The organism is Streptomyces atratus, from assembly GCF_040655115.1.
Classification (GTDB): domain Bacteria; phylum Actinomycetota; class Actinomycetes; order Streptomycetales; family Streptomycetaceae; genus Streptomyces; species Streptomyces atratus_D.
The window spans coordinates 110,975-132,234 of record NZ_JBFAJH010000013.1; the positions used below are offsets into that span (position 1 = coordinate 110,975).

Genomic DNA, 21,260 nt, shown 5'->3' on the forward strand with positions numbered 1-21,260 from the left:
GGTGAACATGCGTTCCCCGGGCGGCAACGGCTCGGGGGTGCGTGAAGCGGTGCGCCCCGGCTCCGAAGCCGACGTCCGGCGCGGACAGCCGTCGCCGTTCGAAGCCGCGGGCCTCCAGCCGGTCGCAGATCTGCGGCGCCGGGTCCGGCACCTCGCGGCGCCGGGTTCGGGCAGCGCACGGGAGTTGCACCGGGCGGCAGCGGGTACGCGTCCGGCTCCGGGGTGTTTGGAGGAACACCCCGGAGCCGGACCAGTCATCCTACGTGGATCTCCGCGGCCGCTATTCGGTGGCGATCGCGTTCAGCACGTTCATCCGGCCCGCCCGGAACGCCGGGACCAGCGCGGCGAACAGGCCGACGAAGGCCGAGCCGACGAAGACCGTGAGGATCGTCGGCCACGGGATCTCCAGAACGCCGAGGCCCTCCAGGGCCAGCAGCTTCTGGGCCGCCGTACCCCAGCCCATACCGAGGCCGAGGCCGATCAGGGCGCCGAAGAGGGCGATGACCACCGACTCCAGGCAGATCATGCCGCGCAGCTGGCGGCGGGAGAGGCCGATGGCGCGCATCAGGCCGATCTCACGGGTCCGCTCGACCACCGACAGGGCCAGGGTGTTCACCACACCGAGCACCGCGACGACGATCGCGAGCGCCAGCAGGCCGTAGACGATGTTCAGCAGCTGGCCGATCTGGTCCTTCAGGTCCTGCTTGAAGTCGGCCTGGTTCTGCACGGTGTACTGCGGGTAGGCGACGAGGGCGTCCTTGAGGGCGGCGTACGCCTCCTTCTCCTTGCCGTCCTGCGCCGTGGCGAACATGATCATGTTCTTCGGCATCTTGTCGGCGGGGACGTACTTCTCGGCGGTCGTGATGTTGGTGTACATCGCGCCCTTGTCGACGTTCGTGTCGTCCGAGGTGATCGCGGCGACCTTCAGCTTCGCCGTCCCGCCGTCCTTGAACGCGACGGTGATCCGATCGCCGACCTTGATCTTGTGCCGGGTGGCGTACGCGTCGCCGACCGACATGGCGTCCTTGCCGTAGGCGTCGGCCAGGTTGCCGGAGACCGTTTCGCGGCGCAGGTCGTCCCGGTACGTGGGCTCGACGGCGGCCAGGACCTTGTCCTCGGTCGAGCCGTCCGGTGCGGTGAGCTTGGCGCTGACGACCTTGTAGTCGGTGATGTGCTCGATGCCCGGAACGGCCTCCAGGGCCTTCGCGGCCTGCGGCACGATCGGCTGGGGCGGGTTGCCGCTCGGCTGGACGATGAAGTCCGCGCCGACCGATCTGTCGAGCTCCTCGGTCGCCGAGGCGACCATCGACGAACCGACGACGGAGAGGCAGGCGACCAGCGCGAGGCCGATCATCAGGGCCGCTCCGGTCGCTCCGGTACGCCGCGGGTTGCGCAGCGCGTTGCGCTCGGCCATCCGTCCGACCGGGCCGAACATGCGCAGCACCACCGTGCTGAGCACCCGGACCACGAAGCCGGCCAGCAGCGGGCCGATCACGATGAAGCCGATCAGGGTGAGGACGACGCCCACACCCAGGAAGAGCGATCCGTCGCTCGCCTTGTCGGCCTGCGCCGAGACGTACAGGGCGGCGCCACCGGCGAGCGTGAGGACCAGGCCGATCAGGGCCCGTACCCGGCCGGCGCGGCCGTCCGCCGGGGTTCCGGCGTCGCGCAGGGCGGCCATCGGGGAGATCTTCCCGGCCCGGCGTGCCGGAATGTACGCGGCGAGGACGGTGACGATGATGCCGAGCGCCAGCCCGAGCACCGGGGTCGCCCAGGCGATCGTGAGGTCCTCGGTGGACAGTTTCATGCCCATGGAGTTCATGAGCTTCATCAGTCCGACCGCGACACCGATTCCGGCGCCGACACCGAGGATGGAACCGACGAAGCCGAGGAACAGCGCCTCGATCAGGACCGACCGGTTGACCTGCTTGCGGCTGGAGCCGATGGCCCGCATCAGACCGATCTCGCGGGTGCGCTGGGCCACCAGCATCGAGAAGGTGTTGACGATGAGGAAGATGCCGACGAGGAAGGCGATCCCGGCGAAGCCGAGCATCGCGTACTTCATCACGTCGAGGAAGGAGCCCATCGAGTCCTTGTTGGCGTCCGCGGCCTCCTGCTGGGTCTGGAGCTTGTACGGGGCGCTGTCACCGAGGGCGGTGGCGACGTTCTTCTTCAACTGCGTATCAGTGACACCGGGCTCGGCGGTGACGGAGATGTGGGTGAAGACATCGGGCTTGCCGAGCAGCTTGACCTGCGCGGTGGCGGTGTCGAAATAGACGACGGCCGCGCCCGGGTTGGTGACCTTGAACGAGGCGATGCCGCTGATCCTCGCCCTGATGTCGCCGGTGACGGCGATGGTGCGCAGTTCGTCACCGATCTTCAGGTGGTGCTTGTCCGCGGTGTCGGCGTCGACCATGACCTCGGTCGGACCGCGCGGTGCGTGTCCGGAGGTGATCTCCATGGAACGCAGTTCGTTCTGTGTCCAGTTGCCCGCGATCGTCGGGCCGCCGGACGAGGAGCCCATGTTCTTGTTGTGGCTGTCGACAACGGTGACGGACAAGCTGACGACCGCGCCCTCGGCGGTCTTCGCCCCATCCGCCTTCCCGGCCTGCTCGACCGCGGCGGCGGGAAGCGTGACGGGCTTGCCGTTCTCCGGCAGTTCGTCGGCGCCCTGCGCGGCCCTGGGGCTGACGGTGACGTCGGCGGAGGTGGCGGCGAAGAGCTTGTCGAACGTCGTGTTCATCGTGTCGGTGAAGACGAGCGTGCCGCACACGAACGCCACCGACAGCAGGACCGCGACGGCGGAGAGCGCCATTCGTCCCTTGTGCGCGAAGAAGTTGCGCCTCGATGTCTTCCAGACGGTCATGACGTCCGCCCGCGCGCGTCGAAGTCCTTCATGCGGTCGAGGACCTGGTCGGCCGTCGGGTTGTGCATCTCGTCGACGATGCGTCCGTCCGCGAGATACAGCACCCGGTCCGCGTAGGAGGCGGCGACCGGGTCGTGGGTGACCATGACGATGGTCTGGCCCAGCTCGTCGACCGACTTGCGCAGGAAGCTCAGCACCTCGGCGCCGGCCCGCGAGTCCAGGTTCCCGGTGGGCTCGTCACCGAAGATGATCTCCGGCCGGGCGGCGAGCGCCCGGGCGACCGCGACGCGCTGCTGCTGGCCGCCGGAGAGCTCGGTGGGCCGGTGCTTCAGCCGCTCGGCGAGACCGACCGTCTCCACGACCTGGCGCAGCCAGCCGGCGTCGGGCTTGCGGCCCGCGATGTCCATCGGCAGCGTGATGTTCTCCAGCGCGTTGAGCGTCGGAAGCAGGTTGAACGCCTGGAAGATGAAGCCGATCCGGTCCCGGCGGAGCTGAGTGAGCTTCTTGTCCTTGAGCTGGGTGATCTCGGTTTCGTCGAGGTAGATCTCGCCCGAGCTCACGGTGTCCAGTCCGGCCAGGCAGTGCATCAGGGTCGACTTGCCGGAACCGGACGGGCCCATGATCGCGGTGAACTGCCCGCGGGCGATGTCCACATCGACGTGGTCGAGCGCGACGACCCGGGTCTCCCCGGCGCCGTACGCCTTGACGACCTGCCGCGCCCGCGCAGCGACGGCCGTACGCCCTCCAGTGCCCCCGTGCCTGGGAATGGTTACAGCCGTTGTCACGGTGATTCTCCTAAGTCGGTGAAGACGTCATCGGTGAGGACGTCGCGTCGAGATGGGCGCCGCCCGCTGAACGGACGGCGCTGTGTACGTACTCAAGTCTCGTGTCCGGACGTGGTCCGGCGCGCTGGTGCCCAGCGCAGTCTTGAGGTGGGGTTTTCCCCACCCCGCCCCCTGCGGTCACCCGCATTCGCGCTGTAGGAACACGTTAAGGAACGGGCCCCCGGCCCGACGTCCTCCGCCGGGAGGAACCGCCCCTGGACCGAAGTAAGGAGCTCCCCCTAGGGGTCTCGGCCTCCGGGTGGAGCCGGATCTCAGGGGCTCCGCCCCCGGGTGGCTGCGGGCCGGTCCCGGTGCCCTGCACGGCGGCGGGTGAGACAGTGTCACCGGAAGATACGTGCATGGGGAAGGGATCTTTATGAGCGGCGCGGGCGGCGACACCGAAGCGATGTCGGGGTCCGGAGTGGACCCCGCTCCCTCCCCCGTCGCGCCCCGGGGCCGGGGCCCCGTCGTGGCCGCGCTGATGCTCGGCATGGCGCTGGCGGCCATCGACGGCACCATCGTCTCCACCGCCGTCCCGCAGATCGTCGGCGATCTCGGCGGCTTCGCCGTCTTCTCCTGGCTCTTCTCCGGCTATCTGCTGGCCGTCACCGTCACTCTGCCGGTCTACGGCAAGCTCTCCGACACGTTCGGCCGCAAGCCGGTCCTGATCGCCGGCATCATCCTCTTCCTGGTCGGCTCGGTCCTCTGCGCCGCCGCCTGGAACATGGCCGCGCTGATCGCCTTCCGGGTCGTCCAGGGGCTCGGTGGCGGGGCGCTGCAGGGCACGGTGCAGACGATCGCCGCCGACCTCTATCCGCTCAAGGAACGCCCCAGGATCCAGGCCAAGTTGTCCACCGTCTGGGCCACGTCCGCTGTCGCCGGGCCGGTGATCGGCGGGCTGCTCGCCGCGTACGGCGACTGGCGGTGGATCTTCCTGATCAATCTGCCGGTCGGGGCGCTCGCGCTCTGGCTGGTCGTACGCCACCTCCAGGAGCCGTACCGCGCCCGCGTGGCCGGTGCGCACCGGCCACGGATCGACTGGGCGGGCGCCCTCGCCGTCTTCGCGACCGGCGCCCTGCTGCTGACCGCGCTCGTCCAGGGCGGGGTCGCCTGGCCCTGGCTCTCCGCGCCGTCGCTCGGCCTGCTGGCCGCGAGCGCCGTCCTCGCCGTGCTGACCGTCGTCATCGAGCGGCGCGCCGCCGAGCCGATCATCCCGGGCTGGGTATGGCGTCGGCGGACCATCGCCTCGGTCAATCTGGCCCTGGGTGCGATGGGGCTGCTGATGGTCGCCCCGACCGTCTTCCTGCCGACGTACGCCCAGTCGGTGCTCGGTCTCGGCCCGATCGCCGCCGGTTTCGTGCTCTCCGTGATGACGCTGAGCTGGCCGGTGTCGGCGGCCCTCTCCAACCGGGTCTACAACCGCATCGGATTCCGCCGCACCGCGATCATAGGCATGGGCTGCGCCCTGTTGATCCTGCTCTCGTTCCCGCTGCTGCCGTACCCCGGCGAACCCTGGCAGCCGGCCCTGATCATGCTGCTGCTGGGCGCGGCGCTGGGGCTGTTCCAACTGCCGCTGATCGTCGGGGTCCAGTCGACGGTCGGCTGGTCCGAACGGGGTACGACGACGGCTTCCGTACTGTTCTGCCGCCAGGTCGGCCAGAGTCTGGGCGCCGCGCTGTTCGGCGCCGTCGCCAACGGGGTCCTCGCCTCCCGGCTCGCCGACGCGCCCGTCCCCGGGCTGCCGGGCGACCTGGACGCGATCTCGCACGCGCTGGACGACCCGGGCGCGTTCCCCGCCGCCGCGACGGACCATCTGCGGCGGGCCGTCGACGCCGCTGTCGACCAGGTGTACGTCGGGGCCGCGGTGGCCGCGGCGGTGGCACTGCTGGTGCTGGTGTTCGTGGCGCCGCGCCGCTTCCCGATCCTCACCGAGGACGCCGGAACCGGCTCCGCAACCAGCCCCGGAAGCAACACCGAAGCACCACGGAATTAGCCAACTTCTTCTTCATGGAGGGCAGTTCGCGCCAACCACTCCTCTGTTGCCCTACCCGCGAGTAGTGTTCGCGTCCCGGCAGCGCTCACGCGCTCTCCCTTGCAGTCCGCCCCGGACCCGAGCCATGCAAGGAGCAGCACCCAGATGTCGTACGAGCCCTCGCACCTCGAACCGCCGCGCCACCCCCCGTACGACCCCGATCTCCTTCTCCCCTGGCAGAGTCCGCCATCAGCGCCCCCGCCCCGCCGTCCGCCGCCACTACGCACGCCCTTGCCCGCTCCCGGACGGCACAGCGATCTGCGCCGGCTGCGCACCGCGTACCGGGTGCTGCGGCGGGTCGCGACCCTGACCGCGCTCGGCTACTTCACGCTCTTCCTGGTGCTGTCCGGCTTCGCCCCCGGGCTGATGTCCCGTCCGGTCGGCGGCGGACTCAACGTCGGCCTGGCGCTCGGCCTCTGCCAGCTCCCGGTGACCCTGCTCGCGATCGCCCTGTACGAGCGGACCGCACGGCGCACGGTCGACCCGCTCGCCGCCGCACTCCGAAGAACAGGAGCGGCCCGATGAACGGGATCGACGAGTCCGCGCAGGGGATGTCCCTCGTGGCATTCATCGCGGTCGCCTCCGTCACTCTGCTGCTCTGCGTGATGACCGGCCCCGACCACGACGACCTCGCCGAGTTCTACACCGGCTACCACTCGCTCTCCCCCGTCCGCAACGGCCTTGCCATCGCGGGGGACTACCTCTCCGCGGCGACCGTCTTCGGCGCCAGCGGACTCGTCGCCCTCACCGGCTACGACGGGCTCGTGGTCGGCCTGAGCACCTCGCTCTCCCTCGTCCTCCTGATGTTCCTGCTCGCCGAACCGCTGCGCAACGCCGGCCGGTTCACCATGGGCGACGTGTTCGCCCGCCGCGCCCCCGGCCGCGCGATCCGGATCACCACCTGCGGCGTCACCCTCGCCGCCCTGCTGCCGCTGATGGTCGTTCAGCTCGCCAGCAGCGGCGATCTGATGGCCTTCATCCTGGGATTCGACAGTTCCGGCTTCCGTACCGGTTCGATCATCGTGCTCGGGATCATGATGATCGGTTACGCGGCGATCGGCGGGATGAAGGGGACCGCCCTGATCCAGATCGTCAAGACGGTCTTTCTCGTCGTCGCCTGTCTCACCGTCTCCGCACTGGTCATGAACCACTTCGACTGGTCCGTCGCCGCGCTGCTCGCGGCCGCCCAGCGGGGCAGTGGTGCCGGGACCGCCTATCTGCAGTCGAGGCTCCAGTTCGGCGGCAGTGGCCTCGACATGGTCAGCTCCGAACTGACCCTGGTGTTCGGCGTCGCCGCACTGCCGCACGTCACCATGCGGATGACGGGCGCCCGCAGCGCGCAGGCCGTCCGCCGCTCGATGTCCTGGGCGGTCTCCGTGGTCGTCGGGATCTCTCTGCTGCTCACCGTGATCGGTTTCGGTGCGGCCGCGCTGGTCGGCCACGACCTCATCGTCGCCGCCGGGGCACAGGGCAACGGTTCGGTGCTCCAGGTCAGCGGTGTGGTCGCGGGCAGCGGGAAGATCGGTGCACTGGTGCTCACGGCGATGACGACGGCGATCTTCCTGACCCTGCTCGCCTCGGTCGCCGGAATGATCCTGGCCTGTGCGAACTCGCTGGCCCACGACCTGTTCGTCCACGGGATGCGTGACGGGAGCAGGCGGCAGGTCGCGGACCGGACCGAGATGGGCGCCGCGCAGGCCGCGGCGGCCGGCGTCGGGCTGCTCGCCATCGTCCTCGCCGTGGCGGCCCGGCACTGGAATCTCCAGGCGCTGGTGACGCTCTCCTTCTGCGTCGGAGCGTCGGCGCTCGCCCCGGCGCTCGTCTACAGCATGTTCTGGCGTCGCTTCACCCGAACCGGACTGCTCTGCACCCTCATCGGCGGCACCGTCGCCGTGCTGGTGCTGATCACCGGCACCAATCTGGTCTCGGGATCGCCCGGGTCGGTCTTCCCCGGGCACGACTTCAACTGGTTCCCGTTCACCACGACCGGCCTCGTCTCGATCCCGGCCGGATTCCTGGCGGGCTGGCTGGGCACGGTGCTGCCCCGGCGGACCTCCGCCGAGGCGCGCCGGCGGTACGAGGTGGAGGAGCCGTGGATCCTCGCGGGCGCGCCGCCGGCGACGGGGCGCCGCTGACCCCGCCAGTACATCGAAGGACAGAAGCGGCCCACCTGACCGTCACCGACGTAGACGCAGAGAACTCCGGCGCTCCGCGCCTCCGCGCTCAGGATGCGTTTCCCTCCCCGGCTGAAGCCGGGGATACCCACGCAAGATCAGGGACGGAGGGCACCCCCCCCCGTGGAGCAAGTGTCCCGTCCCGATCTGACCGGCGCCGACTGGCGCAAGAGCAGCTACAGCAATCAGGAGGGGGCGACTGCGTGGAGGTGGCGGACGGATTCCCCGGCGTCGTCCCCGTCCGTGACAGCAAGAACGCGGACGGCCCGGCGCTCGCATTCCCAGCGGCCTCCTGGGCGTCATTCATAAGTGAGTTGAAGGCGAACTACCGCTTCCGCCCCGACCGGTAGCGAGCACGGGTTCGGGGTCCTGCGCCGAGCCGTGGTGCACCTTGCTGCCTGAATTCCGCTCGACCCCGCAGGCGGGCTGCCGCTCGGCAGCCCGCCCACTGATCACGGCTGCTTCGCTCCCGGGGCCCACAGCGCGGCCACGGTCTCCATCTGCTTGAGCACCAGGTCGACGGCCTCGTGCTCCTCCTCCGACGGGTGGTCGAACTTCGCCAGGACACGGCGGATGCGGGCACGCAGCCCGGCGCGGACCGGCTCGCGGGAGAGCCGGTCGACGGACAGGTTGTCTCGGATGTACGAGTGCCCCCGCAATCCGACGGGTCCGGTTGCCGTCAGCGTTGCCGTCAGGGCAGCAGTGTGAGAGCCGGGGTGTGCTTGGGGCGGACGACGCTGAAGTGCCTGCGGTCAAGGGTCGCGACGCGTTCGACCCCGAAGCGTTCGGCCACGGCGATCACCGAGGCGTCGACGCCGCCGAGGGGGAAGTCCGCGTACTGCAGGACGAGCTCGCCCATCCGTTCCAGGTCGGCCGGGGTGAGGTGGACCAGTTCGAAGGTGCCCTTGGCGACCTCGGCGAGGAAGGCGGCCTCCAGTTTGGGCCAGCGTTCCAGCAGCCAGCACACCTCGGTCAGTACGGGGCTGGGCAGCATGCGGCGGCCGGTCGTCGAGACGAGTAGGGAGGCGCACTCCGCGTGGCGGCGGTCTCCGGCGTTGAGAGCTGCGGCGAGTGGGCCGGTGTCGAGGATGATCGCGTTCACGCCTGATCGCCGAACCGCTCGCGCATCCGCTCGCGGATGTAGTCGTCGTGCCGCTCGGCCAGGTCCTCGGGTCCGTTGACCGCCCCGATCAGCGCCAGCAGTCCTTCAGGGACCGTCTGTTCCTCCGTGGGGCGCGGTGGGAGTGCTTCGGCGGCCTGGGCGAGTTCCTCGTCCTGGGTGACGAGCAGGCGCAGGCGACGTACCTGGTGCGGCGTGAGCCGGTCCACTAGGTGGTGCATGTCCTCGTAGTCGAATGCTGCGGTCACTTGGCCAGTCTAGGACGGCAGCACCCGTCGTGCCCCGGTCTTCCAGCTCCTTCTCCTCTGCCCCGGCCCACCGGCCGGACACTGACCCGTCCAAGGCGCGCCCGGCTCGGGTTTGCTGACGGCTGGCCTGGTCTGCCGAGTGCTGGCACGCAAGGGGTCCTGCGGTCTGCCGGCCGCCCCAGAATGCTGTCTCTGCGCGGCCAGGGGCCGGGTTCGAGGTAGTCGCTGGTGGGGACGCCTCGTCGGACGCGGGCGGCCTTGTGCTCCATGATCAGCAGGTTCAGGGCCTGCTGCGCGGTCCGGACGTCCGTGCCAAGGAGGCCAGCCGTGGTCTCAGCGGTGAGTTCCGTACCTGCCGATCACCCCACCGGTGACCCGGCTGTTCATCCCTGCACCCACGCTCCGAAGGAGATCGCCCTTCCATGCGTGTCATCCCTGTCGACACCAGCAACGCCGCGCTGATGCTCCTCCGGCCACACCGCCGGACCGGCCGAATGCCCTGCCCTGGCAGACCTGTGAGGGCGGCTGCGAGCGCGCCTTCCGAGCCACCCGGCCCGGCAGTTGCCGCGAGTGCCGCGACTGCGACGGCTCACCCGGCAGGGGCAGGAGCACGAGAGCCGAGTCCGTCGACACCATGCGCGCGGCACTGCGCGGTGCGAAGGACAGGCAGGCCGCCTGAACGGTCGCCGGAGGCATACGGATCAGTTCTCCGCAGGCGCCACACGCCCGGTGAGCGCCGCGAGCGAGTTCCGTACGTGCGCCATGTGCGCCTGCACCTCCTCGCGGCCCTCCTCGTGCTCCCGCAGGATCCGCTCGGTCTCCCGGACCACCCGCTCCTCGCGCACCCTGGCCGCCGCGATCAGCTCGGCGCCCCGCGCGTCGGCGTCCTCCTGGCCGTGCCGCGCCGCCTCCTCGGCCTCCGAGAGGGCGCGGCGCGCCTCGGCCAGCCGGGCCTCCGCCCGGTCGGTCAGCTCGTCGTGCCGCGCTGCCTGGGCCGCTTCGGCGTCCGCCAGTTCACGTTCGGCGGTCTTCCACCGCTCGGTGTGCTCGTGGTCCTGATTGGCCAGCACGCTCGTGGTACGGCGGCGGGTCTCCGCCATCGCGGTCTCCGCCTGGTCGCGCGCCTCTTCGGCTTCCTTGCGGGCAGCGGCGAGCGTGGAGTCGGCGCTCCGCTGCGCCGCGGCCACCGTCTCGTCGGCGTAGGACCCGGCGGCCGACCGGAGGGCGTCGGAGTCCGCGCGGGCGGCGTCGCGGAGCTCACGGGCCGCCGCGTCCGCCGCGTCCCGCAGCGCCTGCGCCTCGTCCTGCGCAGTGCCGCGTACGGTCTGCGCCTCCGCGTCGGCGAGCGCCAGGATCTCCTGGGCCCGCTCGCCGAGCGAGGCGTACGTCTGCGGGGCGAGCGTGGCGACGATCTCGGTCAGCCGTGCCGACTCGGCCTCCAGCTCCTCCGCCAGCGCGGTCAGCCGGGACGCCTTCGCCCACGCCTCGTCCCGCTCCGCCGACAGATCGGCCGCTCTTCCGTCCACCTGCTCCGGGCGGTAGCCACGTCCTCGCACCACGACGAAGCCGTACGCGGACACCGGTGCAGCACTCATCCTTGAAGCCTCTCTCCGACTCTCCGACCACCAAGCAATACGTCAAGGATGCGGCAATTGGCGGAGAAGTCCGAATCCATTCGGTGGTTTCCCGAGGGAAGCGACAGGTGTCACATACAACAGAGCGCCCGGATCCCCTGGCGGGGTCCGGGCGCCTCGTGCTCGGCAGGTCGGATCAGATCAGATCCGATCAGGTCGGATCAGATCAGGCCGTCCCACATCTGCTCCAGCAGCACCGACCACCAGCTCTCCGGCGACGCGAGCGCCGCCGGGTCCAAGGCCACCAGCTGCGCCTGGAAGTCGACCGTCCAGCGGCCGGCCTGCTCCGGATTGAGACCGAAGCGGAGCCGCCACATCCGGCCGAGGAGCGCCATCGAGCGCGTGAACTCCGGCAGGCCGGTGTTCACGAACTGCGGCGGCACCGGCTGCCCACCGGGACCCGCCTCCACCGGCACGGCCACAATGTTCGCCGTGCCGTACTGGACACAGATCGCCCGTCCGAAGTCGGACCCCATGACGAGGTACGACCCCGCGTCGGTGGCCGGCTGAACCTGCCGCTGCACGGCCAGTTCGGCCAGCGTCGGCACCACCGGGTGACCGGGCTGCGCCCAGAAGAACGGCCCGAAGTCTGCGGGCAGCCCCGCCCACACCAGGGTCCGCGCCACGATCTCGGGCACGCCCTGGCGGGACACCGCGCGCTGGTCGAAACGGAGCACGCCCTGCGGCCCGAAGGCATGCAGCAGCTCCTCCGCGATGGCCTCGGGCGGGATCGGTATCGCGGGGGGCATCTGCGGCAGCGGGGCCCGCACCGGCGTCGGGCGCGCCGGACCGTCCGCGACCTGGTGCAGCTCGCCCTGGTGGGTGAGCAGATGCTGCATGCCCTGCTGGCGGCTGGCGTGATCGGTGCCGTACGGGGCGACGCTGGTGATCCGCACCTGCGGCCAGGTCTCCCGGATCATCCGCGCACAGTAGCCACCGGGCAGCTCGCAGGACTCCAGCTCCGTATGGAGCTCGATGACCTGCTGCGGCGGCACGTTCATGGCCCGCAGCTCGTGCAGCATCTGCCACTCGGGGTGCGGGGTGCCGGGCGCCGAGCGCCGGATCAGCTGCTGCTCGCTGCCGTCGGGCGCGCGGAAGCGCAGCACGGCCTGGTAGCCGGGGCCGACGGTCGGCTGACCGGTCGGCGCCTGCGGATAGCCGTACGCCGGGGGCGGCGGGGTGTGCGGATTCGGCGGTACGGGACCGGGGGGGCCGACCTGGGCAGGTCCCGCGAGCATCGTGGCGGCATGGTGCGCGCCGCCACCGGGCGGCGGCGGAGTCGACCCGGGAGGTCCGGGCGGGGCGGGAGGCTGCGGGACACCGGGCGGGCCGGGGGGCCTGGGCGCGCTCGGGCCACCCATGCCCGGGTCGGCGAACATCGTCGCCGCCTGATGCACTCCGCCACCGGGCGGGGGCGGGGTGGATCCGGGCGGACCGGGCGGGCCGGGGGGTTGCGGGACACCGGGCGGGCCGGGGGGCTGCGGGACACCGGGCGGACCGGGGGGCCTGGGCGCGCTCGGGCCACCCATGCCCGGGTCGGCGAACATCGTCGCGGCGTGGTCGAAGCCGTCACCGGGAGGCGGCGTCGGACCAGGAGGTCCAGGAGGCCCGGGAGGTGCGGGAGGTGCGGGCTGTCCAGGAGGCCCGGGGGGCTGAGGCGCACCGGGAGGGCCGACCTGCGAGACGAGCTGCGTCGGCAGATACCCGCCCGCCGGGGCACCGGGCGCACCCGGACCCGAGGGCGGCGGCACGGGCGCACCCGGCCTGGCGCCCGGCGTGCCGGGGGCGCCCGGCGGCGGCGGAGTGGTCGACCCGCCGCGCGCACCACGCGGCGGCCTCGTGGCCTTGCTGGTGGCGGCGTCGGCGATGTCACCGCTCCCGGGGGCGCCCGGCACCGGGACGCCGGGACCGGGCGCACCCGGGCCCTGCGGATTCAGGCCCGGGACGATCGCCGTCCGGGGCAGCCGGCTGCCGCCCGGCATCAGCGCGGTCGGCGCGTCCGCGGACACCACCGGCGGCGCGGTGCCGTCGTCATCGGCGCCCGAGAGCGGCGGCGCGAACACGGTGGCCGACAACGCGACCGCCCCGTCGTCGGAGTCCGCGTTGGTGTCGGTCCCGGCCCACGGGGTGGCTCCGGTGGGCACGTTCGGCGAGGAGGCCGGAACGCCGTCGGGGGCAGTGGGCTCGTGCTCGTCCTGCGCGCCTGCGCCCTGCCACGACGGCCCGCCGGACGACGTCCCGGAAGGGGCCGGCTGTCCAGGAACAGAAGGAGAGGAGAGAGCGGCAGGTACAGAAGAAGGGGAAGGCGCGGGGGGAGGGTTCCCGTCGCGCTCCGCCCGCCGGTCCGGGATCCCGAGCTTGTCCGCCGCTTCCTGGAGCCACTCCGGCGGACTCAGCAGGAATGACGTCTGGTTCAGGTCGACGCGCTCCGGCGCCGCCGCCGGGGGCGGGACCGCGACGACCGCGCCGTACTCCTCCTCGTACCGCCGGATCACCTCGCCCACCGGCAGTCCGGGCCAGAGCGTCACCTCGCCGCTGTCGCGGGCGATCACCAGCCGCTGCCGGCCGCCGTCCGAGACGGGGCCGTCCGCGCGGTCCTCGGCCCACACCACGAAGCCCAGCTCGAACTCGCGGACCCGCACCTCGCGGTGCTGGTACGCGGGCACGTCACCGTTGACCCACTCGTCCGCGCGCTCCTGCGCCTGCGCAAAAGTCACCATTGCGCTCACCCCTCCACCGGGACGGCCCGCGCGAAGCCGCCGTCCACCATCAGGTTCGCCACGGTCTCCAGCTCCGGCGGGTTGCCCGCCAGTCGCTGCAGGAAGGCGTCGAAGTCCGCACCGCAGGGCAACAGCAGCCGGTCCACGCGCTCCTGCACGCTCCAGCCGTCCTGGTCCCGGGCATCGTCGTACGCGCAGAACCAGACCGAGCCGACGCCGTTGCCCCGGACCTTCACCGCGAGGATGCCGCCCTGGACGAAGCCGACGCCCAGGTAGTCCTTGGTGAGGTGGTCACGCAGGCACTTGTTGACGTACACCAGGTCGTTCACCGCGGCCTCTTCACGCACCGTGAAGAACGGCTGATCGACCAGGAGACCGAGCTCCGCGTCGAGCGCCGCACCGACCGGGGCCGAGCCGCCGGCCGCCTTCAGGAACGAACGGTACGCGCCCGGCAGTCGGTAGCCGAGGTCCTCCTCGACGCCCTGGATCTGCTGCTCGCTGACCGAGACCGCGCCCTTCGGGAGCCGGAAGTGCGCGGGCCGGGTCTCCTGCAGCGGGCGCGTGCCCCGCTTGTTCTGGTCGACCGGGGTGGTCGCGAGACCGCCGTGGTGCCGGAGCAGCGCCTTGACCTCGACCGGGACGAGCTCCATCCGCCGACCGCCCGGCACGTGGTGCCAGGTCCAGCCGTGCGGGGTGGCGACCGCCGGGATCGTGTCCCACAGTTCGTGGCCGCTCGCCGCCAGCGCCGCGTTGGCCGAGACGTAGTCGGTGAGCCGCAGCTCATCGACGCCGAAGCCCTGTGGGGGCTCGGCGATCTCGGCGGCGGCGCGCGCGTACGGCGCGAATACCGGGCAGCCGTTCTCGTCCACACGCACACCTCTGGGGTGGCGTGACGCCCGGACCGGGTCCGGGAAGTGCACGACCTGCCCGGCGTAGGCCGCGTTCGGTGGCGCGGCTTGCTGCCCGAGCCGACCTGTCGTCATGGCGGTTGCCCCCTGCTGCGTCTGTCTGGTGAGGACCGACCTGCCCATGGGGACGGTCCGGGCACAGCCTATGCGGTGGCGCTACAGGGGGTCTCGCCCCTCCGCTTCTCTTCCGCCTTCCCCTCCGTTCGGTCACGAACCGTCACAACTGAGTGACGGACGAGCGTCGGTCGGGCCACTGTCCGCGACACGCAGGCACGTTTCACCGACCCAGCTTCCCCACCGACTGGCACATTTGGCAGGCTGTCACCGCAACTCGGGGGGATTGCTCGGGAGGGACATACGCACCATGCACACAGCACAATCAGTCACATCCGGGGATCCGCGCCTCAACTGGAGCAGCACCGGGACGAGCACCACACCTCGTCTCCAGCACCGCCGCGACGGCATCCTGCCGGCCGTGGCCGCAGCGCTGTCCGTCCGCGGTGAGACGCTGACCTGCACGGCGGGCAAGGGCGACCAGCCGCCCGCACTGCACCCGTTGGTCCAGGACTTCCTCGACACGCTCACCAGCGGGCAGCGCGAACGCTTCACCGGCCGCTGCCCCGAGGCGATCCTGCTCTCCCGGCAGCTCAGCGCCACGGAGACCGGCCGGTCCAAGCGGGCCCAGCGCAAGCCGCTGACCGGCGGGGAGGCCCGGCGCGCACTGAAGCACTCGCGGCTGACCGCGCGTCGGATCCGCGAGGACGGCGACCCGATGCACGGCAGTTACGCGCCACCGTGCCGCTCCTGCACGGCGATGCTCGCCCATTTCGGCGTGCGTCCCGTCGACCTCACCACCACCAGCGCGGTGACCGCCGCCGAGAAGGGCTGATCGCGCGCCGATGCACGACCGAACCGACCTCCCCCAGCAGAGCGGCCGCGCGACCCATGCGGACCGCGCCGCCGCCACCCGCTTTCCCGTCGCCCTCGACGCAGCCCTGCGGACCGCGGGCTGGCAGCCGGGGCGCTGGGACATCCGGCAGGCGGAGGAGTGGGCGGACGCGCTGCGCGCCCACACGTCGCCGGCCGGACACCAGCACGCGGTGTTCCCGGCGGCGGTGGAGGCGTGGGCTGAGTTCGGCCGCCTGCACATCGTGGCGTCCGCGCCGGGGCGGCAGATCGCACCGGCGTCGGTGCGGATCGACCCGCTGAGCGGACTGCACCTGGCCCGCACCCTCGGTGATCTCGCGCGGGCGCTGGAGACCGAGGTCAGCCCGCTGGGCGAGGAGGGGGACGGCCAGGCGGTCCTCGCGATCGACGCCGAGGGGCGGGTGTACAGCATCGACCACACCGGGGACTGGTTCCTGGGCGCGGACATCGACCAGGCGCTGGCGACGCTGGTCGGCGGGATCCAGCCGGAGCGGTTGACCACGGGCTGAGCGGGTTCCGGGGCGGGCGGGCCGGGGGTGGCCGGCGTGCGCGGACGGGCGAGGCCGTAGGGCCGGGTTACGCGGCGCCCCGGGCCGGGAGTACCGCCGACACCCGGAAGCCCCCCGCGTCCGTCGGACCCGAGACGAATACGCCGCCCAGGCCCAGTACCCGCTCCCGCATCCCCACCAGGCCGTTGCCGCCGCTCGGTAGTCCCGCGTCCGTCGCGGCGCCGTCCGACGGGCCGTTCTCCACCTGCATCGCGACTTCCGAGCCCCGGTGCGCCAGCCGCACCCACGTCTTCGCGCCCGCCGCGTGCTTGTGGACGTTCGTCAGCGCCTCCTGCACCACCCGGTACGCCGTCTGTTCCACCTCGGGGGCGTACGCGCGCGCCTCGCCGTCCACCGAAAGCTCCACCGTCATCCCGGCCGCCCGGGACTGCCCGACCAGCGTCTCCACCTCGTGCAGCCGCGGCCCGTCCTCCGTGGCGGCGGCAGCCGCTGCGGCTGCCGCCTCGCCCACCGCGGCCAGCGGAACCTTCGCGCCCCGGCTCACCGCCGGATCCCCCGTCCGCAGCACGCCGAGCATCTCCCGCAGTTCGGTCAGGGCCTGCCGGCCCATGTCGCCGACCAGCGCCGCGTTCCGTACCGCCTTCGCCGGGTCCTTCGGAGCGACGGCCTGCAGCGCGGCCGCATGCACCACCATGAGGCTGACCCGGTGCGCGACCACGTCGTGCATCTCGCGCGCGATCCGGGTCCGCTCCTCCGTGCGCGCCCACTCCGCCCGTTCCTCGGCCCGGTCGGCGAGCAGCGACAGTTCCCGTTCCAGTGAGTCCGCCCGCTCCCGCAGGCTCTCCATCAGCCGACGCCGCGCCCCTATGTAGAGGCCGAACAGCACGGGCGGAGCCGTGAGGCCCAGCGACATGAAGAGGGACGTCAGCGGTACGTACCAGTCGCCCGGCCCGAAGTCCCCGGACTGCACGGAGACGCTCTGCCGCAGCCGTACGTACGTGACGATGAACGTCCCGGCCAGCGACATTCCCATCAGCACCGCGGTGATCCGGCGCGGCACGTCGGACGCGGCCAGCGTGTAGAGGCCGACCAGGCCCATCAGGAAACCCATCTCGGCGGGCGTCGTCGCGATCGCGACCAGCACCACGGCGATCGGCCAGCGCCGCCGCACCACCAGAACGGCCCCGGCGAGCAGCCCGAACACCACCCCGACGGGCACCGGCAGCCCGGTGTCCCCCGCGAACTCCACGCCTTCCAGTGCGCACTCCAGCGCCGACAGGAGCGCCAGCCCCACGTCCAGGGCGACACTGCGCCGCCGTTCCCACCACCAATAGCCGCGAGTGGTCGTTCCCACGCCTTCCCGGTATGCCCCCGTTACGGTCATGGCATCCAGCGTACGGGCGCTCGCACCTCATTTTCGGGCTACGCGGATGACCGCGCGCCTCGCCGAGGCGCAGTGACCCGTCGCGTCGAAGGCCGGTGGTACGGCATAGTGTTGTCTGCCCGGTCGACGGCCTGACGGCCTGTCCAGTCGATCGGCTTTGCTGTCCCCTGTGGTGTAACGGCAGCACAGTGGCTTTTGGTGCCATTTGTCCGGGTTCGAATCCTGGCAGGGGAGCATGCACGCGCGGGCTCCGACCATGACGGTCGGGGCCCGCGCCCGTTTCGGCCAGGAGCACCCCCGGTATCCTGCGGGTGTCCACCATCCGAAGCCGAAGGGCACATCCGTGTGCGCCGGTCCTCCTCAGGGCCCCGGCGCCGCTCGATCAGGGGAGGCCCCATTGGCAGCCGTCGTCGTCCTCGCAGCGGGTGAGGGCACCCGCATGAAGTCGAAGACCCCCAAGGTTCTGCACGAGATCTCCGGGCGCTCGCTCGTCGGGCACGTCGTCACCGCCGCGCGCGAGCTGGACCCCGAGCACCTCGTCGTGGTCGTCGGCCACGCGAGCGAGCAGGTCACCGCGCACCTCGCCACCGTCGACAGCCAGGTACGGACCGCCTACCAGGCCGTCCAGGGCGGCACCGGCCACGCCGTGCGCACCGCGCTCGAAGAGCTCGGCGGCACCGTCGAGGGCACGGTGATCGTCGTCTGCGGCGACACCCCACTGCTCTCCGGCGCGACGCTCAGCGCACTCGCCGCCGTCCACACCGCCGACGCGAACGCCGTCACCGTGCTCACCGCCGAGGTCCCGGACGCCACCGGATACGGCCGGATCGTCCGCGACGCCGCAAGCGGCGCGGTCACCGAGATCGTCGAGCACAAGGACGCCTCCGACGCGCAGCGCGGGATCCGCGAGATCAATTCCGGGGTCTTCGCCTTCGACGGACGGCTGCTCACGGACGCCCTCGGCAAGGTCCGCGCCGACAACAGCCAGGGCGAGGAGTACCTCACCGACGTGCTGTCCATCCTGCGCGAGGCCGGTCACCGCGTCGGCGCCTCCGTCGCCGCCGACCACCGCGAGATCCTCGGCATCAACAACCGCGTCCAGCTCGCCCAGGCCCGCACCCTGCTGAACGAGCGGCTGCTGGAGCGGGCGATGCTCGCCGGCGTGACCGTCGTGGACCCGGCGACGACGCTGATCGACGCCACGGTGACGTACGAGCAGGACGCGATCGTGCACCCCGGCACCCAGTTGCTCGGCACCACCCACCTCGCCGAGGACGCCGAGGTCGGCCCGAACAGCCGGCTGACGGACACCACCGTCCACGCGGGCGCCCGTGTGGACAACACGGTCGCGGTCGGGGCGGAGATCGGCCCGGGTGCGACGGTCGGCCCGTACGCGTATCTGCGCCCGGGCACCAAGCTCGGCCCGAAGGCCAAGGCCGGTACGTACGTGGAGATGAAGAACGCCACGATCGGCGAGAGCACGAAGGTGCCGCACCTGAGCTACGTCGGCGACGCGACCATCGGCGACCACACGAACATCGGCGCCGCGAGCGTCTTCGTGAACTACGACGGGGTGTCGAAGCACCACACGACGATCGGGTCGCACTGCCGCACCGGGTCGGACAATATGTTTGTGGCACCTGTCACGGTCGGGGACGGCGTGTACACCGCCGCCGGCTCGGTCATCACCAAGGACGTACCGCCCGGTTCACTGGCCGTCGCCCGCGGCCAGCAAAGGAATATCGAGGGTTGGGTGGCCCGTAAGCGTCCGGGCAGCGCCGCCGCGCAGGCGGCTCAGGCCGCCGCGCAGGAGGCCGACGGCGAAAGCTGACCGGAAACAGCCGCGCCGCGCACGGCGTACCGTGATAGATGCTCACCCCATTTCGGCTGGCTCGTTGCACATCGGGACACATGCGTGCAGCGCCAGGAACACGTCTGAGGAGACTGTGCTGTGACCGGGATCAAGACGACCGGCGAGAAGAAACTGATGCTCTTCTCCGGCCGCGCCCACCCCGAGCTGGCCGAGGAGGTTGCACACCAGCTGGGTGTCGGCCTCGTGCCGACGAAGGCCTTCGATTTCGCCAACGGTGAGATCTACGTCCGCTTCCAGGAATCCGCCCGCGGCGCCGACTGCTTCCTGATCCAGAGCCACACGGCTCCCATCAACAAGTGGATCATGGAGCAGCTGATCATGCTGGACGCGCTGAAGCGCGCGTCGGCCCGCTCCATCACGGTGATCGTGCCGTTCTACGGCTACGCCCGCCAGGACAAGAAGCACCGTGGCCGCGAGCCGATCTCGGCCCGCCTGATCGCCGACCTGATGAAGACCGCGGGTGCCGACCGCATCCTCACGGTCGACCTGCACACCGACCAGATCCAGGGCTTCTTCGACGGCCCGGTCGACCACCTCTTCGCGCTGCCGATCCTCGCCGACTACGTCGGCGCCAAGGTCGACCGCTCGAAGCTGACGATCGTCTCCCCGGACGCCGGCCGCGTGCGCGTCGCCGACCGCTGGTGCGACCGCCTGGACGCCCCGCTGGCGATCGTCCACAAGCGCCGCGACAAGGACGTCGCCAACCAGGTGACCGTCCACGAGGTCGTCGGCAACGTCAAGGGCCGGGTCTGCGTCCTGGTCGACGACATGGTCGACACCGGTGGCACCATCTGCGCCGCCGCCGACGCCCTGTTCGCGCACGGCGCCGAGGACGTCATAGTGACGGCGACGCACGGCGTGCTCTCCGGCCCGGCCGCGGACCGGCTGAAGAACTCCAAGGTCAGCGAGTTCGTCTTCACGGACACCCTGCCGACCCCGGGTGAGCTGGAGCTCGACAAGATCACGGTGCTCTCGATCGCTCCGACGATCGCTCGCGCGGTGCGCGAGGTCTTCGAGGACGGCTCGGTCACGAGCCTCTTCGAGGAGCAGTAGAAACACCTGACGCAGAAGATCCACTTGGGGTGCGGCCTCCCCGCCGGGTAGACTCAGCGAGTTGCTCGGCGAGGGAGGCCGTACTCATGGGTACGGCGGTCCGTTATCGACGCGCTCTTCGTAGCAGGCCTGTCGTGGGCCGGGTGACCGTCCAGTTTTCGTCACCCCACGAGGAGTGCAGTCATGGCCGAGATCAAGCTCGCCGCCCAGCCCCGTACCGAGTTCGGCAAGGGCGCCGCCCGCCGCGCCCGTCGTGACAACCAGGTCCCCGCGGTCGTCTACGGCCACGGCGCCGAGCCGGTCCACGTCACGCTGCCGGCCCACGAGCTGCTCCTCGCGCTCCGCACCGCCAACGTCCTGATCGGCCTGGAGCTCGAGGGCAAGGACGCGCTGGTCATCCCGAAGGCCGTGCAGCGCAACCCGCTCAAGGGCGGCATCGAGCACGTCGACCTGCTGACCGTCAAGCGCGGCGAGAAGGTCAACGTCGAGATCGCCGTGCACGTCGAGGGCGAGCTCGCCCCGGGCGGCAACCTGCTCGAGTACGTGCAGAACACCCTGCTCGTCGAGGCCGAGGCCACCCACATCCCCGAGTCCGTCACGGTCTCCGTCGCGGGCCTCGACGCCGGTGACTCCGTCCTCGCCAAGGACATCCCGCTGCCCGCCGGCTCCGTGCTGGCCGGCGACGAGGACGCCGTCGTGCTGCAGGTCGTCTCCGCGCAGGCCGAGGAGCCGGCCGCCGAGGGCGCCGAGGCCGAGGGCGCCGAGGCCTGAGCCTCGTCCTCCCCGCTCCACCTGCTTCACCTGCTTCACCTGCTTCACTGACGGGGCGGCGGTTCCTTCCCCGGGGACCCGCCGCCCCGTCCGCCTGTAAGAGCCTGTCGGGTGAGCTCTGATCGGGCGGCCACGCCCTGGCACGCACGCTTCCGGCGTTGCCGAAATGCCCTGGTAGCTCCGCTACAAGGCCATCCCGGCGCCTTGGAATCGCACG

Annotated in this window: 17 protein-coding genes, 1 tRNA gene and 1 pseudogene; 10 read left to right on the forward strand and 9 right to left on the reverse strand. The window is 71.4% G+C overall.

Annotated features, from left to right (window positions below; translation table 11 throughout):
- Positions 1-280: 280 nt before the first annotated feature.
- The gene (locus AB0I23_RS17525) at positions 281-2,866 is read right to left on the reverse strand and encodes an ABC transporter permease (protein WP_359110123.1); all 2,586 of its coding nucleotides are present in this window, start codon (positions 2,864-2,866) and stop codon (positions 281-283) included.
- A complete protein-coding gene (locus AB0I23_RS17530; RefSeq protein WP_359110125.1) occupies positions 2,863-3,651 on the reverse strand; it encodes an ABC transporter ATP-binding protein in 789 nt (262 codons plus the stop codon). The genes AB0I23_RS17525 and AB0I23_RS17530 overlap by 4 nt, the downstream gene beginning before the upstream one ends.
- Before the next feature lie 415 nt (positions 3,652-4,066).
- On the opposite strand from AB0I23_RS17530, the gene AB0I23_RS17535 reads away from it, so the two are divergent.
- The 4 genes and pseudogenes from AB0I23_RS17535 (at position 4,067) to AB0I23_RS17550 (ending at position 8,246) form a co-directional block, all read left to right on the forward strand.
- Positions 4,067-5,683 carry an MFS transporter gene (locus AB0I23_RS17535; protein WP_436846952.1) on the forward strand — a complete coding sequence of 539 codons (1,617 nt, stop codon included), beginning with the start codon at positions 4,067-4,069 and terminating at the stop codon, positions 5,681-5,683.
- A 144-nt stretch (positions 5,684-5,827) separates the two neighbouring features.
- Positions 5,828-6,247 carry a DUF485 domain-containing protein gene (locus tag AB0I23_RS17540; RefSeq protein ID WP_359110127.1) on the forward strand — a complete coding sequence of 140 codons (420 nt, stop codon included), beginning with the start codon at positions 5,828-5,830 and terminating at the stop codon, positions 6,245-6,247.
- On the forward strand, positions 6,244-7,857 hold the full coding sequence (locus AB0I23_RS17545) for a cation acetate symporter (RefSeq protein WP_359110129.1): 1,614 nt from the start codon (positions 6,244-6,246) through the stop codon (positions 7,855-7,857). The genes AB0I23_RS17540 and AB0I23_RS17545 overlap by 4 nt, the downstream gene beginning before the upstream one ends.
- A gap of 162 nt (positions 7,858-8,019) precedes the next feature.
- A pseudogene (locus AB0I23_RS17550) lies at positions 8,020-8,246 on the forward strand (DUF397 domain-containing protein).
- A 102-nt stretch (positions 8,247-8,348) separates the two neighbouring features.
- On the opposite strand, the gene AB0I23_RS17555 reads toward AB0I23_RS17550, so the two are convergent.
- From AB0I23_RS17555 to AB0I23_RS17580, 6 genes are all read right to left on the reverse strand, one after another.
- Positions 8,349-8,555, reverse strand: coding sequence for a type I restriction enzyme endonuclease domain-containing protein (locus tag AB0I23_RS17555; protein WP_359110131.1), 207 nt, complete (start codon positions 8,553-8,555; stop codon positions 8,349-8,351).
- A 32-nt stretch (positions 8,556-8,587) separates the two neighbouring features.
- Positions 8,588-8,998 carry a type II toxin-antitoxin system VapC family toxin gene (locus AB0I23_RS17560; RefSeq protein WP_359110133.1) on the reverse strand — a complete coding sequence of 137 codons (411 nt, stop codon included), beginning with the start codon at positions 8,996-8,998 and terminating at the stop codon, positions 8,588-8,590.
- Complete coding sequence (locus tag AB0I23_RS17565) at positions 8,995-9,264, reverse strand: hypothetical protein (RefSeq protein ID WP_359110134.1); 270 nt, start codon at positions 9,262-9,264, stop codon at positions 8,995-8,997. Before AB0I23_RS17565 ends, AB0I23_RS17560 begins: the two co-directional genes overlap by 4 nt.
- 701 nt (positions 9,265-9,965) lie before the next feature.
- Positions 9,966-10,859 (reverse strand): cellulose-binding protein, encoded by an 894-nt coding sequence (locus AB0I23_RS17570; protein ID WP_359110136.1) that lies wholly within the window; start codon positions 10,857-10,859, stop codon positions 9,966-9,968.
- 200 nt (positions 10,860-11,059) lie between these two features.
- A complete protein-coding gene (locus AB0I23_RS17575; RefSeq protein WP_359110138.1) occupies positions 11,060-13,618 on the reverse strand; it encodes an SUKH-4 family immunity protein in 2,559 nt (852 codons plus the stop codon).
- 5 nt (positions 13,619-13,623) lie between these two features.
- A complete protein-coding gene (locus AB0I23_RS17580; protein ID WP_359110140.1) occupies positions 13,624-14,601 on the reverse strand; it encodes an SMI1/KNR4 family protein in 978 nt (325 codons plus the stop codon).
- 289 nt (positions 14,602-14,890) lie between these two features.
- On the opposite strand from AB0I23_RS17580, the gene AB0I23_RS17585 reads away from it, so the two are divergent.
- Together AB0I23_RS17585 and AB0I23_RS17590 are read left to right on the forward strand one after the other, a co-directional pair.
- Positions 14,891-15,415 carry a YwqJ-related putative deaminase gene (locus AB0I23_RS17585; protein ID WP_359110142.1) on the forward strand — a complete coding sequence of 175 codons (525 nt, stop codon included), beginning with the start codon at positions 14,891-14,893 and terminating at the stop codon, positions 15,413-15,415.
- 10 nt (positions 15,416-15,425) lie between these two features.
- On the forward strand, positions 15,426-15,962 hold the full coding sequence (locus AB0I23_RS17590; RefSeq protein WP_359110143.1) for an SUKH-3 domain-containing protein: 537 nt from the start codon (positions 15,426-15,428) through the stop codon (positions 15,960-15,962).
- Between the two features lie 67 nt (positions 15,963-16,029).
- On the opposite strand, the gene AB0I23_RS17595 is transcribed toward AB0I23_RS17590, so the two are convergent.
- A complete protein-coding gene (locus AB0I23_RS17595) occupies positions 16,030-17,346 on the reverse strand; it encodes a sensor histidine kinase (RefSeq protein WP_359110145.1) in 1,317 nt (438 codons plus the stop codon).
- Positions 17,347-17,509: 163 nt separating this feature from the next.
- Here AB0I23_RS17595 and AB0I23_RS17600 point away from each other — a divergent pair.
- From AB0I23_RS17600 to AB0I23_RS17615, 4 genes are all read left to right on the forward strand, one after another.
- A tRNA-Gln gene (locus AB0I23_RS17600) sits at positions 17,510-17,580 on the forward strand.
- A 163-nt stretch (positions 17,581-17,743) separates the two neighbouring features.
- Positions 17,744-19,177, forward strand: coding sequence for a bifunctional UDP-N-acetylglucosamine diphosphorylase/glucosamine-1-phosphate N-acetyltransferase GlmU (glmU, locus tag AB0I23_RS17605; protein ID WP_359110146.1), 1,434 nt, complete (start codon positions 17,744-17,746; stop codon positions 19,175-19,177).
- 120 nt (positions 19,178-19,297) lie between these two features.
- Positions 19,298-20,272, forward strand: coding sequence for a ribose-phosphate diphosphokinase (locus AB0I23_RS17610; protein WP_359110148.1), 975 nt, complete (start codon positions 19,298-19,300; stop codon positions 20,270-20,272).
- Positions 20,273-20,455: 183 nt separating this feature from the next.
- Positions 20,456-21,043, forward strand: coding sequence for a 50S ribosomal protein L25/general stress protein Ctc (locus tag AB0I23_RS17615; RefSeq protein WP_359110150.1), 588 nt, complete (start codon positions 20,456-20,458; stop codon positions 21,041-21,043).
- Positions 21,044-21,260 lie beyond the last annotated feature (217 nt).